The sequence below is a fragment of the Mucilaginibacter sp. P1_D10 genome, from assembly GCF_056406215.1.
Window position 1 is genome coordinate 1 of record NZ_JBFUAP010000006.1, and the last position, 18,268, is coordinate 18,268.

15 protein-coding genes are annotated in these 18,268 nt (G+C 46.7%); 4 read left to right on the top strand and 11 right to left on the bottom strand.

The features are described from left to right. Window positions 1-271 precede the first annotated feature (271 nt). The gene (locus AC1DYT_RS10560; protein WP_477469578.1) at window positions 272-1,237 is read left to right on the top strand and encodes a zinc dependent phospholipase C family protein; all 966 of its coding nucleotides are present in this window, start codon (window positions 272-274) and stop codon (window positions 1,235-1,237) included. A 6-nt stretch (window positions 1,238-1,243) separates the two neighbouring features. After that, a complete protein-coding gene (locus tag AC1DYT_RS10565) occupies window positions 1,244-1,711 on the top strand; it encodes a hypothetical protein (protein ID WP_477469579.1) in 468 nt (155 codons plus the stop codon). Window positions 1,712-1,720: 9 nt separating this feature from the next. On the opposite strand, the gene AC1DYT_RS10570 is transcribed toward AC1DYT_RS10565, so the two are convergent. The 11 genes from AC1DYT_RS10570 to AC1DYT_RS10620 form a co-directional block, all read right to left on the bottom strand. Continuing rightward, on the bottom strand, window positions 1,721-2,386 hold the full coding sequence (locus AC1DYT_RS10570; protein WP_477469580.1) for a DedA family protein: 666 nt from the start codon (window positions 2,384-2,386) through the stop codon (window positions 1,721-1,723). 58 nt (window positions 2,387-2,444) lie between these two features. Then, window positions 2,445-3,182, bottom strand: coding sequence for a DUF4397 domain-containing protein (locus AC1DYT_RS10575; protein ID WP_477469581.1), 738 nt, complete (start codon window positions 3,180-3,182; stop codon window positions 2,445-2,447). A 15-nt stretch (window positions 3,183-3,197) separates the two neighbouring features. Next, a complete protein-coding gene (locus tag AC1DYT_RS10580) occupies window positions 3,198-3,869 on the bottom strand; it encodes a DUF4397 domain-containing protein (protein WP_477469582.1) in 672 nt (223 codons plus the stop codon). Between the two features lie 177 nt (window positions 3,870-4,046). Continuing rightward, window positions 4,047-5,171, bottom strand: a complete 1,125-nt coding sequence (gene dnaN / locus AC1DYT_RS10585; protein ID WP_477469583.1) for a DNA polymerase III subunit beta — start codon at window positions 5,169-5,171, stop codon at window positions 4,047-4,049. Window positions 5,172-5,315: 144 nt separating this feature from the next. Then, on the bottom strand, window positions 5,316-7,718 hold the full coding sequence (gldG, locus tag AC1DYT_RS10590; protein ID WP_477469584.1) for a gliding motility-associated ABC transporter substrate-binding protein GldG: 2,403 nt from the start codon (window positions 7,716-7,718) through the stop codon (window positions 5,316-5,318). 127 nt (window positions 7,719-7,845) lie between these two features. Further along, window positions 7,846-8,385 (bottom strand): hypothetical protein, encoded by a 540-nt coding sequence (locus tag AC1DYT_RS10595; RefSeq protein ID WP_477469585.1) that lies wholly within the window; start codon window positions 8,383-8,385, stop codon window positions 7,846-7,848. Window positions 8,386-8,461: 76 nt separating this feature from the next. Next, the gene (locus AC1DYT_RS10600) at window positions 8,462-8,971 is read right to left on the bottom strand and encodes a hypothetical protein (protein WP_477469586.1); all 510 of its coding nucleotides are present in this window, start codon (window positions 8,969-8,971) and stop codon (window positions 8,462-8,464) included. 153 nt (window positions 8,972-9,124) lie between these two features. Continuing rightward, entirely contained in the window at window positions 9,125-9,628 is a 504-nt protein-coding gene (locus tag AC1DYT_RS10605; RefSeq protein ID WP_477469587.1) for a hypothetical protein, read from the bottom strand. A gap of 169 nt (window positions 9,629-9,797) precedes the next feature. Continuing rightward, window positions 9,798-10,505, bottom strand: a complete 708-nt coding sequence (locus AC1DYT_RS10610) for an ATP-binding cassette domain-containing protein (RefSeq protein WP_477469588.1) — start codon at window positions 10,503-10,505, stop codon at window positions 9,798-9,800. A 184-nt stretch (window positions 10,506-10,689) separates the two neighbouring features. Next, the gene (locus tag AC1DYT_RS10615; RefSeq protein WP_477469589.1) at window positions 10,690-11,112 is read right to left on the bottom strand and encodes a DUF3052 family protein; all 423 of its coding nucleotides are present in this window, start codon (window positions 11,110-11,112) and stop codon (window positions 10,690-10,692) included. A 1-nt stretch (window position 11,113) separates the two neighbouring features. Continuing rightward, a complete protein-coding gene (locus tag AC1DYT_RS10620) occupies window positions 11,114-11,548 on the bottom strand; it encodes a DinB family protein (protein ID WP_477469590.1) in 435 nt (144 codons plus the stop codon). Window positions 11,549-11,642: 94 nt separating this feature from the next. Between AC1DYT_RS10620 and AC1DYT_RS10625 the strand changes: the two genes are divergently transcribed. Both AC1DYT_RS10625 and AC1DYT_RS10630 read left to right on the top strand, forming a co-directional pair. Then, on the top strand, window positions 11,643-12,881 hold the full coding sequence (locus AC1DYT_RS10625) for a nucleoside recognition domain-containing protein (RefSeq protein ID WP_477469591.1): 1,239 nt from the start codon (window positions 11,643-11,645) through the stop codon (window positions 12,879-12,881). A gap of 198 nt (window positions 12,882-13,079) precedes the next feature. After that, on the top strand, window positions 13,080-18,266 hold the full coding sequence (locus AC1DYT_RS10630) for a PKD domain-containing protein (protein ID WP_477469592.1): 5,187 nt from the start codon (window positions 13,080-13,082) through the stop codon (window positions 18,264-18,266). Window positions 18,267-18,268: the final 2 nt, after the last annotated feature.

The window sequence follows — 18,268 nt, forward strand, 5'->3', positions numbered from 1 at the left end:
ATCACCAATAAACCATTCATTAAACAGCCGGAACAAGATTCACTATCAGGTATTAAACACTAATTTGTAGCTCTGTTACTTCCGGTTAAAGCTTTATCAAATTTAATATCTGTCCCTTACTAAACCAACCGGATCTCCGGCCAGACTTCACTAACGCGGGTTGTCTGAACTCGAATTTAAAGAATTCATGGAATTTCTTGAATTAAATGCAAGGTACTCTCCTAATTCTGTAAATTCGTTAATTCTTAAAATTCGAGTTCAGAAAACCTTAATGAAGCGCCCCCTCCTACTCTTTCTCATTGCCTCTATCATCACTACCCTCTGCACGTCCTGGGGTTTCTTTGCGCATTACCGCATACACCGGTTGGCAGTTTTTACGCTACCTAAGAGCATGGCCGGCTTTTACAGGGCCAATATCGATTTCCTGACCGAACACGCCGTAAGCGCCGATAAAAAGCGCTATATCGACTCTACTGAGGCCCCGCACCATTTCTTCGATGCCGACCATTACGGCAAACACCCCTTTAAAGCCATGCCGCAGCACTGGATAGATGCGGCAGCCAAATACAGCAGCGATACGCTCAACAAATACGGTACCCTGCCCTGGGTTATCACCTCCAACTATTACTGGCTGGTAAAAGCCTTCAAACGGCACGATACCACCGCCATCCTCACCCTATCGGCCAATTTGGGGCACTACGTGTCAGACGCGCATACGCCTCTGCACCTCACCCAAAATTACGATGGGCAGCTAACGGGCCAAAACGGCATCCATTCGCTTTGGGAAAGCCGCCTGCCAGAGCTTTTTGCCAATCATTACAATTACTACGTAGGTAAAGCACGCTACATCGCCAACCCGCAGGCCGAGGCCTTCGCTATTTGCCGGGCCAGCTTTAAAAGCGCCGATTCGGTATTGAAATTTGAGAAACTACTTAACAAACGCTTTACCGACAGCACCAAATACACCATGGAGCAACGGGGCAACCGCATGGTAAAGGCGTACTCGGCAGCATACAGCAAAGCATACCATAAAATGCTGGCCGGCATGGTGCAGCGCAAAATGCGGCAATCGATATTAAGTGTAGGCAGCTTTTGGTTTTCGGCATGGGTAGATGCCGGGCAGCCCAACCTGGATAAGCTAGTTGCAAACCCTTTAACCGCAACCCAAAAACAACAAATAAATAAGGAAGAAGCATTGTACAGGGGCGGCAAAGTGTTTATTTTAGGGAAACCATAACGTTACGTGAAAACAGTCGCTTGCCTGCTTATTTTATTTTATTGCCTACCCGTTTTGGGGCAATCGCCGATAATACTACTCCCCGCCAAACCTGCGGAGTCGCGGGTAATTGAAGTTCCCGATAGATATGAGAAGAAAATAGTGGCTATTATACGGGCCGTGCCCGAAGTAAAAGGTTTTTTCAGATACGCCCCAAAAGCCGCAACCATTGTGTATAACGGCGGACCAGAACCAGGGCGTAAATACTATTGGGCACAAGTGGGCTATGGGGATAACGACATGATGCGTACCATCTTCCATTTTTATGTTGCACCTAAAACCTACCAGGTTTTTTATGTCGACATGATAACATCACGGGGCAGCGAAGGCGTGTTGACGTTGAAAAAATGGCGAAGGTTGAGTAAGACACCCGGATGGAGCAAACCCCATTACTACAACAAAGCCGGGAAATTGATAGTAGATACCGAACAATAGCTTTTGCGGCTACTGAACAGGTTTGGCCTCTTCCTTTTTTGTAAACCTGCTTTTTATTACCGCAACAATAGGCGGCAATATAGAAAGCAGCACAATGCCGATAGCCACCAGCGAGAAGTTCTTTTTAAAGAAGTCTACATTGCCAAACAAGTAGCCGCCGTAAAGGAAAAGCACTATCCATGATAGGCCGCCGATGATATTGTAGAGGCTGTATCGCCCAAATGGCATTTTTCCTACCCCGGCCACAAATGGTGCTACGGTGCGTATAATGGGCATAAACCTGCTAAATATTACGGCTTTGCCGCCATGCTTATCAAAAAAAGCCTGCGTTTGCAAATAGTAGCTTAGCTTCAGTATCTTATTCTCTTCCTTAAAAACTTTTGCACCCAGGTAATTGCCCAGCATATAGTTTACCGTATTGCCGGCAAATGCCGCAATGATGAGTATCACCGCCAACAGGTTTACATTAAGGCCCGATGCGCCGCCCGCAATAAGCGCTCCCGCTGCAAATAGCAGCGAATCTCCGGGCAAAAATGGAGTAACCACAAATCCTGTCTCGGCAAATATGATGATGAATAGGATGAGGTAGGTCCAACCCTGGTAATCGCGGGTTATATCCGAAAGGTGCTTATCAATATGCAGTATAAAGTCTATCAGGCCGTGTATTATTTCCAAAGCGTTTTAATTTTTATCCAAAAATAGCAAGATTAAGCACAACTGGTGCCTTTTTTCCCTACTTTTTATCGGGGATGGTGTTCAGGATAATGCCGGCACTAAAGGCGGCCGTATCGGTACGATTGGGCAGGCCGTAGGCGTAAATGGTGTAAAGTTTACCATCGAGCACAGTGGTGTTCTTAAGCGTAGTTAGTATAATCCCGGGTGCGTTGCTGGCACTTATCTTAAAATTGTAAGAGCCCGAGGTTACTTCGCGGTAATCGCTCACGCCTTTGTAGGGTATGTTTGGGAACAATTCCGAATCGTTGGCGGTGATATTTAAGCCGGCGCTGCCCGGCGATGCATTCACCAGCCTCACTTTACTTCGCCCTACAGCCGGCGTTGCGCCAGAGTCGATCGTAAAGATATACGTAAACGCACTATCAGACTTTAATCCGGTTAAATACCATGTATAGCGCACATTCTTTTTTAAGGATCTATCCAGCGAAACCAGGTTTACCTGGCTGCTGGTAGTGCTTAACGCGGGGCGTATTTGTAAGGGTGTATCATTGATATTCATCAAAAAATAGCCCGATGGGTTGGGGTACCGGTATTGGGTTGTACCTTGTTTTATGTATTCGGCGTATAAGTTTACCGGGTTCATGTTGGGGCTCAGGTTCACAATGTTGAGGTAGCCGTTATCGGTACCCAACGACGTGCTGTTATCTTTACCGCACGATACCAACTGCGACACAAGAAGCAAGCTCCCTATAACCAGGCCCAGGTACTTTAATATGCTGCTGTTATGATTGTTCATCCCTATTAATCGAAACTATTTATTAACCATCAGCCCCGTACCGAATTTGGCGCCGCCCACTCCTGCCAGCTTGCCCCTGGCAAAAAGCGTGTACACCCTGCCGGCAACTAAGGTGCGCGAGGTATCGGATATAGCAAGGGTGCTGCCCGATTGAAACACCCTGACGTGTTTGATACCCACGCCCACCGGCAAAAACACCGACGCCGATTTGTACGCCCTCACCTTAAAGTTAACTGTATCGCCTATCATTACATCCAGGTTGCCTGCATCGGGCGAGGCGTTTACGAAACGTATGCGCGCACGGCCCGCTGTATCGGCGGTTAAGGTATCAAGCGTAGTAAAGGTTTGCTCGGCAGCACGACCCGCCACAAACAGCGAGTAAACCTTGCTGGTATCCAGTGCCAAAGATATATTAAATAATACGTCGGCATTGCCCAGGCGTTTAAACTGGTAGTCCTGGTCTTCGTAATTTACATTCAGATAGCCGGTATTGCCGAAGGGGTATAATGACGAAGTGGTGTTTACCCGGCTACCGTTGAGGTAATAATTAAGCGTATCGGTGGTGGTGTTTACCACGTTGAGGGTGGTAGTCAGCTTAGAGGAGGCCGGCACGCTATCGTCGCCTTTATTGCAGGCAGCTATGGCCAGGGTTGCAAAGAGTACAAAAACAGCTGTCTTAAAATTCATATGTGTTAGCAGATGCAATAATAACTGTATAAAGGCAGTTTTTGGTATCCTTTCAACAAAAAAGTCCGGCTTTTGCAGGCCAGACTTTTCGTTTTGGGTTGATTAGAGGTTGGAGATAAGCGGTTAAATGATGGCCAGTGGCTGTCACCCTACCTTAACTTCATCCTCTAATCAATATTATGCATAGCTGTTAAGCATTACCGGCATTACCAGCATCAGTACATCTTCGTTTTCGTCGCCGCCTTGTGGCAGCAGTAAACCTGCACGGTTTGGGGTCGACATTTCAAGCGATACCTCTTCGCAGCTTAGGTTCTTCAACATCTCAATCAGAAAACGAGCGTTAAAGCCAATCTCCAGGTCGTCGCCTTCATACTGGCAGCTCAGGCGTTCGTGCGCCTCGTTGGCAAAATCGATATCTTCTGAAGATATGTTCAGTTCGCTACCGCTTATTTTCAAGCGCACCTGGTGGGTGGTTTTGTTAGCGTATATAGCCACGCGGCTAAGGGTGCCCAACAGTGCAAGGCGATCTATAGCCAGCTTGTTAGGATTTTCTTTGGGGATAACGGCTTCATAGTCGGGGTAGCGCTCATCTATCAGGCGGCACACCAAGTTGATGTTACCGAATTTGAAGAAGGCACTGGTACTGTTATATTCTACAGATACATTTACATCGCTATCTGGCAGGGCCGATTTCAGTAACGTCAACGCTTTTTTGGGCAGGATGAATGATGTGGTGCTATCAGCCTTGGCATCCTTGCGGCGGTAACGCACCAGCTTGTGGGCATCGGTGGCCACAAAGGTAAGGTGTTGACTGCTTAGCTGGCAGTATACGCCCGTCATGGCCGGCCTAAGCTCGTCATTGCTTACGGCAAAGATGGTTTTGTTGATAGCCTCGCCCAATACAGATGCGGGCAGATTTACCGATGATGCATTCTCTACCACAGGTATCTTAGGGAAATCTTCGCCGTTTTCGCCGCTTAGTTTGTATTTACCGTCGCCGGCGCTTATTTCTATAGCGAAGGTTTTATCATCTACCGAAAAGGATACCGGCTGCTCTGGCAATGATTTCAGCGTATCGAGCAATATGCGCGATGGTATGGCTATGCGGCCATTCTCTTTGGCTTCAACAGCTAAAGAGGTGGTCATGCTGGTTTGCAGGTCGGTGGCAGAAATGGTTAAGTTCCCGTCTTTTATCTCAAACAAAAAGTTTTCCAGAATAGGCAACACGGTGCTGTTGCTAAGCGCGCCACTTACAGCTTGCAGTTGCTTAAGTAAGGTTGATGTGGAAACTATGAATCTCATAATTGGTTAGTTCTTTTAGTAAACCAAAAGTATAAAATTTAACGTGCATACTTTCTTATATGAAAGCAATGTTGAAAACTAAGAGAAATATTAACAATCGCTGAACTATGTGCAGCAAAATAAAGCGATTGGATGGTGAGGCATTTACCGTGCATACTTCCGCTTGCGGATATAATGTTGAAAAACAGCGAATATTAACACTATCCCTATCGGCACGATGTTGTTGATGATTTGCCAATACGTTTTTTCGCTGCGAATGCGCGCCCTATCCAGCAGGCGTATCTGCACTTCTTTGCTGCGCAGCGATATCAGGCCCGAATCGTCGGCCATGTAATCGGCAATGTTCATCAGCAGTGCCAGGTTGCCATAGCTTTGCTTGGTGTATCGGTCATACCCCAGCGGGAAGGGCGAGCCATCGGCACCAACCTGGTTGCGCAGGATGTCGCCATCGCTCAGTACTATCATTTTGGTTGGCTTGCTCTCTGGCAGCGAAGCTATCTTTTCGCCCAGGCTATCGGGTACCGGCCTGTTGCGGAAATCTGATACGAATTTCCCTTCCAGTAATACCCCCGTTATCTTCTGCGGGCTTTGGAACTCCTTAGGGTCGGGTTCATCGCGCAACGACATCAGCGAAATAAGGTGCGGTGTTTTTATCTCTTTGTTATAAGGAGATGTGTTCAGCAGCACGGTTTTATTCACGTCCTTGGTATCCAACACATCAATGGTGCTGGCAAACTGGCTGGTAATGCCATCCAGGTTCTTCACTATCGGGTGGGTAGACTGTGGAATGTACACCGGGTAAAACAACCAGTTGAGCAATTGTATCTGCGGCGTGCCGCCAACATCACCTGTGGTAACGGGTATTTGCGAGCTGTTGATATCGGCAATTAAATTATAATTGATGCGGATGCCATAGCGGAACAGCTGGTCGTCGAGGTTAAGTTCTTTATTGAAAGCCAGGGCCTGGTTGCCCTTGCCGCGCAGGCTATCCAGTTCGGCGCTTACCTGGTCAATGGCCCACAGTACGCGGCCGCCACGCATAATGTATTGGTCTACCTTGAATTTTTCTTGTTCGGTAAAAGGCTTATCAGGCTTGGCAATTATTAGCAGCCCCAATTTGCGCAGACTATCGAAAGGGATGGTCGCCAGGTTTATCCTGCCTACCAAATACCCGTCGGATAAGTTGCGCATGGCATCGTTCAATTGCAGGTCGGTAAGTTCTTTATGCCCTTCGGTAAACCCTATGCGGCGTTTGCCCCCGGTGGTTATTTTTTTGATGGCCGATGTAAAGGCGTACTCCAGGTTTTGGATGGAGCTGTTCAGTTTCTCCTCGGGACTGGTATCCAGGTTGCTTTGGTTCTCCAGCAGCTTTACCGGGATGGCTTTGCCATTATAACTCACCAGCGCATAAGGCACCATCACTTTAGATTGCACGCCATCATCGCTTTTTACGCTGAGTGTTTGCGCAAATACCCCCTGCCCTTCCAAGTCCGTAACGGTTTTTTGTTGTTCCTCCTGCGATAGCCCCTTCAATGGGTCTAAAAACACAAAGCTGAGTTTGTTATGGCTGTAGGCCTGCAAATCGCTCAGCATATCTTTGGTGGCAGTTTGCAGCCTTTTGATGCCTCCGGGAAAACCATCGCCCTGTAGGTAAACAGTAACGTTAACGTCGGCGGGCAGGCTATCTAAAACCGCGCGGCTGATAGGCGATATGGTAAAACGCTTCTCTTTGGTAAAATCGAAACGGGTGAACATCTTTTGGCTGCCCAGCGTGAGCGCGAACAAGATACCGATAGTGCTTAAGAAAACGGTATTGATAAACTTTTTTTGCTGCTGCCTGTGCAATACAAAAATGGTGAGCATAATAAATGCAGCATCAAGCACCACAAAGTAAACCAGATCGCGCGTATCCAGCACGCCGCGGCTCACCGAATTGTAATGCTCCGTAATACCCAGAGACTGGATACCAAGGCTCTGTAAGGACAACAAGCCGCTAAGCGAATCGAACCCGCTGTAAAAAAAGAAGCAAAGGAATACGGCGATGGTAAAGGCTATCACCTGGTTTTTACTTACCGACGAGGCAAACAGACCAATAGCCGCAAAAGATGAGCCTAATAAAAACAGGCCGATGTACGAACCTATGACCGCGCCGCTATCTATATTGCCCTGCGGCGCGCCCAGCGTGTACACGCTGTAGTAATAAACCAGGGTAGGTACCAGTGCAAAAAGCACGATCACTACGCCGGCTAAATATTTACCCAATACAATTTGCAGGTAGCTTAACGGGCGGGTAAGCAACAACTCGAAAGTTCCCTCCCGGCGTTCCTCGGCAAGCGAGCGCATGGTAACAGCCGGCACCAAAAACATAAACAAGTAAGGCGCAGTGCTAAAAAGGCTCTCGAGCCCGGCATAGCCGTAGCCTAGTATGCTGGTATCGGGGAATACCCATAAAAACAAGCCTAAAACCAGCAAAAAAACGCCGATGGTAACATAGGCCACCAACGAACTTAAGTAGGTGGTAATTTCTTTTTTTAAGATAGGGAACACTGTTTCGCGCTTGGTTAAACTATAATCAGGATGCCAAAGTTACGATTTGAATTTTCACTAAACGCACGAATATGYTGCAGCGTTTAATTTTCCAGGCATTAACACAAACAATGTTTATAGCAAATACTTAAAACCACTGAACCCTATATGCAACTTTAAGCGCTACTAGTTTAAGGTGGTCGTTATTACCCCAGTTCAAATAACTAACAGAAGTATCCAAGCTACCTGATTTGCTTAGTTTCCACTGATATCCGGCGCTTAGCTCTATGGCAAAAAATCCATCTTTTCGTGTATAGTCTGATGAGATGCCTCCGCCAACATTGCCTTCAAAATAAAAATCGTCGGCTAAGAAGTATTTGGCACCCACTGTTATAGGTACAAACGTAGCTGCCTTGGTTGGCTGCAACTCTTCTTTAAAAATATGTTTATAATCAAGCCGGGCAATCCCTACTGTACCGGTAACACTCAGATCCTGTGCTATTGGCCACTCGCTTTTTACCGAGGCCCCGTAACCATATTTAAATACGTTGCCCGATGGGAGGTACCCGGTAGCGCCTATGCCAATCGCCCGCTGATTAGTGAATTTTTCGAATACAGTTGTCCGCTCCTGAGCCTGTGCATAAAAACCAATTAGCATCAAAGCGACAGTTAGTAATTTTTTCATCATTTGTAGCATTTATTAAAAAACTTTGGAAATATAATACCATTATATGGGATATTATATAAAATATTCAATTATTTAATCACCAGCTTATACGGTACGCCGCCCTTATGCCGGTTTGGCGTACGCGGCCGTTGCCCCAGTTCTCGTACCTGAAACCCAAATCTACAGCAGAGTTTTTATTAATAGGCAGCAAAAAACCCGGCGCAATGGCAAATGCAAACAGCTTGTTTTTAGTGTAATTGGTTTCTATGGATGTGCCGGCCTCGCCCTCTATATAAAAGCTTTCGCTTATATAATACTTTACGCCGGCCTTTAATGGCACAAAGCCGCTGGGTTGCTGCGATTGCGCGCTGCCCAGCAACGAGCTTTTGAAATATAAGCTGGTGTAACCGGCTGTAAAGGTAAGGCTTGCCGCACCCACAATGGGTACCTCGGCTTTGCCCGAGCCGCCAAAGCCGATGCTATAGATACTATTGGTTGGAATTGCCAGATCTAACCCTATGCTGAAAGCTTTTTGGGGAGATGTTTGGGTTTGACTGTAGGCTGCTGCATAAAAAAACAAAAATAATAAGGGTAAGAATCTCTTCATATAAGGTATTACTCTGCAGTTATCAACGCCGAAATTACGAATATAATGCACCAATTGCGCATTTTTTAACACTGCTTATGCTCTTAAAAAAAGCAAAACGGCCCGGTAAGAATATTCCCACCGGGCCGTTTTATATTATTTTCGCTGTCCTGCTTAAAAACTGAAGCCTAAGCGTACGGCAACCTGGCCGATGGTATTAGTTTTAGACCAGGCTTCGTAGCGTAAACCCAAGTCTACACCACTACCAAAATCATAACCAACGCCCGGAGAGTAAACAAATGCTGTACCGCCGCCGCTTTCGGTAATAAATGCAGCACCTAACTGGCCTTCGCCGTAAAAGCCGCTACCAAAATAATACTTCAGCCCTGCCTTTAACGGGATAGCGCCAAATGTAGAACCGGCTATGCCTTTGAACTCCGATTTTACAAGGTACGCACTGTAACCAACTGAACCGGTAAGGTAAGTACCCGCAGCAATATTATGATCGTATTTAAGCGAGGCGCCAACAACTGCGTTATAAGCGTCTTTAGCGTTACCTACCGGTACGCCGCCTTCGAAACCGATACTGAATTTGCCACCGTTTGACGATGATGATTGCGCGAACGCTCCGATTGATAAACCGCTTAAAACGGTTAAGAGTAATAATACTTTTTTCATGGTAATTTTAAATTGTAATAAACATTTACAGCTGCTTTGCAGGGTACCTTCTGCTGCGCAGCTTTTTGTCTTTTGCAGACGTTTTGTTTAAACACAACTTTACGCCAATTGTGTGCAGAAAAATTCGTAGCGATATAAATACCTGATATTTAGTATATTAAATTACAGTCTATTTATTGGTGAGGCCAATAAAGATATTCTCAAGCGTTTTGCTGTTATTGTTTTTGCGCAGGTTTTGCAGTGTATCGTTGGCCACGATATTGCCTTTATTGATGATGATGACATGGTTACAAACAGCCTCAACCTCCTGCATAATATGGGTTGATAGCACGATGGTTTTGGTTTTTCCCAGATCGGTTATCAGTTGGCGGATGCCGATGAGCTGGTTTGGGTCGAGGCCGGAAGTGGGCTCATCCAATATCAGCACCTGTGGATTGTGCAGTATAGCCTGCGCCAGGCCCACACGCTGGCGGTACCCCTTCGATAGCTGGTTTATCTTTTTATGCTGTTCGGGGCCCAGGCCGGTTTGCTCCAATACTTCGGCAATGCGTTTTTCAGGTGCATGCAGTTTATGAATACCGGCAACAAAGGCCAGGCTCTCTTTTACGTACATTTCTGTGTACAGCGGGTTGCTCTCGGGCAGGTAGCCAATGTTTCGTTTTACCTCTAAAGGTTGCTTGCTTACGTCGAAACCGCAAACCGTAGCCGCGCCCGATGTTTGGGGGATAAAGCAGGTAAGCATTTTCATGGTGGTAGATTTTCCCGCACCGTTTGGCCCTAAAAAACCCAGTACGCCCGGCCCGGCAGTAAACGTAATGTTATCTACAGCCTTTTGCTGCCCGTAAATTTTCGTAAGGCCCTGTACCGAAATGCTCATTAGGCAAAAATAGATTATAGATTTGAGATGTGAGATATGAGATGTGAGATTTAGGATGGAAATGGATGCTTGAGATTCTCCGGGAAAACAATATCGAACACCGAATGCTGAATATCGAATAATGAAGTAAATATTTCTGGCAGGAGTACTTCAGCGTTGGGAGTTCGAAATTCGGTGTTCGATATTATTCCTTTCTTGCTCTGTCCCTCAGCCTGAAAACCAGTTTTAAGCCCGACCATACCTCGTCTACCGCGCAAACCTTTACATCTACCAATCCAATTTGCAGCGCGTAGTTGCGTATTTTATCTTCGGTAACATCGGTTACAACTTTAGATGCCTTTTTAGGCCACGATACCCAGATGATGCCGTCCTGCGTAATTTGCTGTTTCAGTGCGGGCAGAAGTTCTATTAATTCGTTGTTTTCTTTCGTGAAGAAGTGGATAAGGTCCACAGCCGTCGCGCCATCATCTAACATTAAAATATCAGGCGGCAAATCGGTAAACAGATCGAAATAATGGGCAGGCGGATTGATCAGCCTCACCCGGAAACCCGGCTTTATCCCCAGTTTCTTCGCCAGCGGCGTGCCCGAATAACCTGCTGTCGGCATACTATTTCAATTGATTTAAATGGTGCTGCATGTGCGCTATATAATCTTCGGCAATAAACGCCACCGTATTATAAATAGGTTCGCCACGGTTATTATCGCAGGTTACTTGCCACCTATCGGCCGGGTAATTGGCCAGCACGCGTACAATTTGTTTGTTTACCAGTTTCCATAGCAACAAAAGTTCCTGCGGGTCGGCATCGGCGTAGTGCTGCGCCTGCACCCATTCTTCCTGGTAATAAATCAGTTTAAAGCGTTCTTGGTAGGTACAGCGTACAAAGCGTTGCAGGTTAATGTGAGCGCTATCTATCAGGTGCCCGATGATTTGAGTATTGTTCCATTTACCCGTCGGCACGGTATTCTGCCAGTCGACCCCGGCGGCATCGTTATCCAAAAAATATTTGATGGCGGCATCTAATTGCCCGGCTACATTCGGCATAAAAGGTATTTATCGGTTTTAAAAATCATTTAAATATCCTCATTCCTGCATAAATTATCCAAAAAAAATTAACTTCAAGCCTTTAAATATAACTATGGCCCTTAACTACATCTGGATAGCCTTTTTCCTCATCGCCTTCGTTATAGCGCTTTGCAAGCTTATTTTTTTGGGCGATGTAGATGCCTTTAAGCTTTTGGTTGATGGCATGTTCAATTCCTCCAAGGCATCCGTAATGGATATTGCCCTGCCCCTTGCCGGCAATATGGTTTTGTGGCTAGGCATCATGAACATCGGCGAACGTGCCGGGGCCATGAATTTCCTGGCCCGTATAGTTGGCCCTTTTCTTAGCCGCCTGTTCCCCGGCGTACCCAAAAACCACCCGGCCAACGGGCAAATGATGATGAATTTTTCGGCCAACCTGCTGGGTCTGGATAATGCCGCTACCCCGCTTGGTTTAAAAGCCATGGGTAGCCTGCAGGAACTTAATGAGGACAAAGAGACCGCTTCTAATGCACAGATCATGTTTTTGGTGCTGCATACCTCCGGCCTGCAATTATTGCCCGTTACCATAATTGCGCAACGGTTTATCCTACATTCCAAAGACCCGGCCGATGTTTTCCTGCCCTGTATTTTGGCAACTTACGTGGCAACCGTTGTTGGCTTGCTTATAGTAGCGGTGAAACAAAAAATAAACCTGTGGGACAAAGTTATCATAGCCTGGCTTGGCGGCTTAACAGCTTTCATAACGGCGGTGGTATGGTACTTTACCACGCAGCTAACGCATGAGCAAATCTCTATCGTATCAAAAATAGTGAGCAATGTGCTGCTATACTGCATACCGGTGGTGTTTATCTTGGGGGGAATACGAAAAAGGCTGAACGTTTTTGAAATATTTATTGATGGTGCCAAAGCGGGTTTTGATGTGGCCGTAAAAATAATACCGTATATGGTGGCGATGCTGGTGGCCATAAGCGTTTTCAGGGCCAGCGGCGCTTTAGACTTTTTGAACGATGGGCTAAGATGGGTAGTAACCAAATTAAACCTCGATACGCGTTTTGTTGATGCTATGCCTGTAGCCTATATGAAACCCCTGAGTGGTTCGGGATCTAAGGCGATGAGCATCGATATCATGACCACTTTTAAAGTTGATAGTTTTGCCGGCCACCTGGCATCTGTTTTTAACGGCTCGGCAGATACTACATTTTACATCGCTGCCTTGTATTTCGGTTCTGTGGGCATCAAAAAGTCCCGTTATGCCATACCCTTTGGCCTTATTGCCGACTTGGCCGGCGTAATTGCGGCTATCCTGGTATCATACCTATTTTTCGGCTGATAAACCCTCCAATTTGGTAGCAAATACAACAATAAGGATTATTTAATTATCCTTTAGCTAATTTTTTTTCTTTACACAACCATTAGCTATAAAATAACGTACACACTTTAACCAATATTTGGTTTTAAAAATGGTTTATAATGTGTAACATTTATGTTATTTTAGCATCGTGCTACGGTTGGATATGAATTCGGTTTGATGGATAGAATTTTTACTAGGATATTTTTTCTTGCCTTTGCTTTTTGCTGCCTCATGGTGATGGGTGCTTCTGCCCAAATTATTACTATAGGGAATATCGACCCCGGGCCTTACGGGCAAGGCTCTACTATCGGTGTCCCATTCCACCTCAATACATCAACAGCCTGCGCCAGTTCTACTAACGTTTTCAACCTTTATCTTTCAGATGCCAACGGCAACTTCGGCGCACCGAAACTGATTGGCAGCTATACAGGTTTTTACGGCACTTTCGTAAACGGCGTTATACCTGCTACTACTGCCGCAGGCACAAATTACCGCATACGCATACAATGTACCGACCCGGCCATACTACCAGTTACCTCGGGGCCATTTGAGGTGAAGGCTGCGGCGGGCGTAACCGCAGGCGTAAGTTCGCAAGCTATCAGCGCAAGCACCCCCGAGGTATTCGGCGCATGTATCGGAACAGACAATACAGCTTACCCTTTTGTGAACGCATCGTCTGCAGGCGCTACGGCATCCGCTAATTTTTTTAATGAGCTTTCCCAAACAAATGAAGGCACCCTGATACTCCCCTCACAGCCATTTACCGCAAGGGCCGCTAACTATACCGTGTTTGTAAGGGCAGTGGACGCCGCGGGTACAGTTGGCACCAAGGCTTACTCCCTTATAAATAACCTGGTTAACAACAGCTTCGGTGCATCGGGCAGTAACCAGGTATGCTTAAACGGCCAAAATAAATTAAGTTATAGCGTTGATGTCAACTCGCCAAACGGCATTCAAAAAAATTACCCCGGTTTAATTTACAGTGTTACCTGGGGCGATGGGTTAAGCACCAATTATACGCTTTGCGATATTGTGGCGGCCGGTGGCTTTATAGATCATACTTACAAAAAAGCATCCTGCGGCAACGTAGCAAACGGGCTGCAAAACGTTTTCCAGATAGACCTGCAGCCAACAAGCCCTATCTGCGGTAAATTGGGCACACCGGTTACAGGCTACGCGCGGGTGATTGAACCGCCAAAAAATATTATAGGCGCCGACCAAACTGCGTGTACTAACACGCCTGTTACATTTGGTAACAGGTCTATCCCCGGGCAGGATCCAAACAGTACTTCGTTTGATTGTACAAACCAAAATGCCTTATATACCTGGGTGGTGGATGGTGTGGTTGTTGCCGTAAATTACCCACTGGACAAATCCCTTGAATATACCTTCACTACAAACGGCCAACACTTTGTGGGCCTGCATTTACAAAACGGAAATAATATTTGCGAGGTAAAGGATACGGTGATCAACATCTGTATTCAAAACCCGCCAAAGCCAAGTTTTACTTTGCCCGGATCAACCATTTGTACAGCCGGCTCGCTCATCCCTGTCAATACCTCGGTGGTTGATGAAAATTGCGACCCTAATACTACTTATACATGGCGCGTTACGCCAAGTACATTCAGGTATATAAACGGTACAAATGCAAATAGTAAAGTACCAGATTTTGATTTTAACACATCGGGAGTATATACCGTACAATTGGATATTACCACACAAAGCTGCGGGTTGGTATCGTCAGCCCCACAGGACGTGGTAGTAAACTTAAGCCCGGTAGCCAAGCTTTCTGCCGATGCCCTCATCTGCGGAAAAGACCAGGTTGTCTCATTCAGCAACACAGCCACAACCACTAAAACAACCTTAACGGGAACATCGAAAGCTTTGCCTACAACCTACACGTGGACGGTTACCGGCGGAGCGTTCAGCTTTGCAAACGGCACAACAGCAAACAGTAAATACCCGGATATCATATTCAGCGAGTACAAAACCTACACCATTACGGTAAACCATACCAACAACTGCGGGCCTGCTTCAGATACTCAACAACTCACTTTCCAGGAAGCTCCAATTATAAGCACCGGCGGCGACCGTACCATCTGCGAAGGCAATTCAACGTTTCTCGATGCTAATGTCACCGGAGTTTACAACAGTTTTCAATGGGTTGGAGGCACGGGGACGTTTAGCCCCGGCCGAAATGTAATGAAGCCAACTTATACGCCATCTGCCGCAGAGATAGCTGCAGGGACAGCTACCATTAGCATGGAAGTAACTACCAGCCTGGCACCGCCCTGTAATATAATTTCGGCGCCTGTAATTATTACTATTACCCGTAAAGACAATATCACCAGCCCCAAAACGGCTGAGGTTTGCACAGGTGCTAACTTCAATTACGCTATCACGTCACAAAACCCTGTTTCTACCTACAATTGGACAGCGAGTATTTTCTCAGGAAGCGCTACGGGATTTGGCGCAACCGGGAGCGGCGCAACCATAAATGATGTGATCACAAATACCGGCGCAACCGATGCCGTAGTTAAATATACCATCACCCCTACTACCAATGGCTGCCCCGGCAACGCTATCGACTTATTGGTAACAGTTAGCCGCATACCTGCTTTAACTGCCACGCCACCGGCATCCCCAATTTGCAGCAATCAGCCAAATGGTATTGTGCTTAGCTCCTCCACACCTGCTACTACTTACACCTGGACGAGCGTGGCATCGGCAGGCATTACAGGCAATACCGATCAAACGTCTGCGTCGGCTACACTTGATGATATATTAGTGAACACAAACACGGTTTTTGGCACTGTAAAATATACTATTACGCCTTACCACGGTACTTGTTCGGGCCAGCCTGTATCGGTAACTGTAACTATTGCACCATTGCCAATAGCTGCTGCTGCCGGGGCTGACGAATCCATCTGTGCCGGCCCCACCTATACGCTGCAAGGTAACGACCCATCGCCCGGCACGGGAAAGTGGACACTCGCATCGGGCCAAACCGGCATTACATTTTCTGATGCTACCAAACCAAACGCAATTGTAAGCGGCTTACAGCCGGGCAACGTCTACCAGTTTGTTTGGTCGATAAATACCAGTCCAAACTGTTCACCATCTACCGATATGGTGAGTATAACTACCGATGTACCAACCGTGGGCGGCACAATTGCCGGTTCTGTTTCGGTATGTGCAGATGCCAATGGCGGCTTCCTTAACCTTTCGGGCCAGTTGGGTAACGTAGTAAGTTGGGAATCTTCTACCGATGGCATTAACTGGGTAACTTTACTAAACACCACCGACCAATACGAATATAACATGCTTACGCAAACAACACAGTTTAGGGCGGTTATACAAAACGGCGTGTGTAACGTGGTGCGTTCATCAATTGCAACTATAACGGTAAACCAGCCTGTAATGGCGGCAAGTGGCGGCCTGCCTTTAACTACTTTATGCAACGCCACTAGCATTACCTTAAATGGTAACGACCCAACGCCGTTTGCGGGGGTATGGACACAAACCGGTGGCCCTCCCGCCGTATTTGCCGATGCAACCAATCCTAAAACCCAGGTAACCGGCTTAGTTGGCGGCAGTACCTATAAATTTACCTGGACAATAAAAGGAACCGCTCCTTGCCCCGACAGCCAAAATGAAATTACTGTTGTAAACAACCCGGATGTAACACCTAAATTTATATCCAATTTTACCAACACCGTTTGCGGGCCGGTAAGTGTTGAGTTCACCAATACATCTACCCCTGTATTTACAACAACCACTTATCTATGGGATTTTGGCGATGGTACCGGAAACTCTAACGAAGTGAGCCCGCAGCATACCTTTTTACCACGTACAGATGGAAGAGATACCACATATACCGTATCATTAAGCATTATCAACAACTGCCTTCCACGCCCTGCTTACACCATGCAAATAACCGTTAGGCCTGCGACACCGTTAGCATCTTTGCTGCCCGAACGGCTCTCGGGCTGTGGTTCTTTGGCCATTAAAGTTAAAAACACATCGCCTGGCAATAATAAGTTTTACGATTTCTTTGTTTATGATGGCAATGTGAGAATATTCCAAAAACATGTGTTTGATAAATCGGATGTGACCTTTGACCCACTGGGCCCACCACGTAACGATAAGTTTTATACCGTTTATGTGATTGCAACCGATCTTTGCGATAACACCTCGCAGAGTACAGCCATACCCATCAACATATTCCCGGCAACGTTTGTGCCCCTATTTTTCCCTAAGGATAATAAGAGTGCCGCCTGCTATCCTTTCACGGCAACGTTTGTAAATATTTCCTCGGGCGGGGACACATTTTTCTATCGCATATTTGACGAAAATGGTGTAAAGGTTGACGAGATACAGGGCAGTAAGACCGAACAGCCCTATACCTTTGCAACACCGGGTACATATTTTGTAAGCATTGTGGCCCAAAACCCCTGCGCCACATTCGAATCTACCGACAGGATAAAGTTTGAGGCATACCCACAACCACTGCCGAACTTTGATGCCGATATACCAATCGGCTGCAAGGCAATAACCGTTCACTTCACAAACACAACGCCGGCCAATGGCATTACCAACCCGCAATCGTTAAGTTACGAATGGGATTTTGGCGATGGCACAGCGCATTTTTTTGGTTATACACCGTTGCCGCACGTTTATGGCTATAAAAATTCGCCATATACGGTTACCCTTAAAGTCACTAACCTGGCTACCGGTTGTGCCAGTGAGATCACCAAAACGGAGTTTATAAAAGTTAATGGCGCACCTAATGTTGATTTCTCGGTCAGCCCGGGCTTTATCACCAGGATACCGAATTACCATTTCGCGTTCGACGATCAAACATCGGGCAATCCGGTAAGCTGGAGCTGGGATTTTGGCGACAAAACCTTCTCTACCGAACAAAACCCGGCGCATACCTATATAGATACCGGCACTTATAAAGTAACCCTTAGAGTAACGAACCGCGAAGGCTGCGACAGCGCCGTATCGCACAACGTACAAATTACGGGTGTGCCGGGGCAGCTTTATATCCCCAACGCCTTTATGCCGGCCAGCAGCACTACCGAGCTGCGCACCTTCGTTGTAAAAGGATCGGGCATAGAGAGCTGGCACTTGCAGATATTCAACAACTGGGGGCAGCTGGTTTGGGAAACCACCAAGCTAGATGAGAACGGGCGACCTGTTGAAAGCTGGGATGGCCTATATAAAGGTGTACCGGCGCAGCAAGGGGTTTATATATGGCAGGCATCGGCCAAATTCATAAACGGTTCCGATTGGAAAGGCATGCAATACGGCCCCAACACCCTGCCGAAACGAACGGGCGTAATACATTTAATAAGATAGCG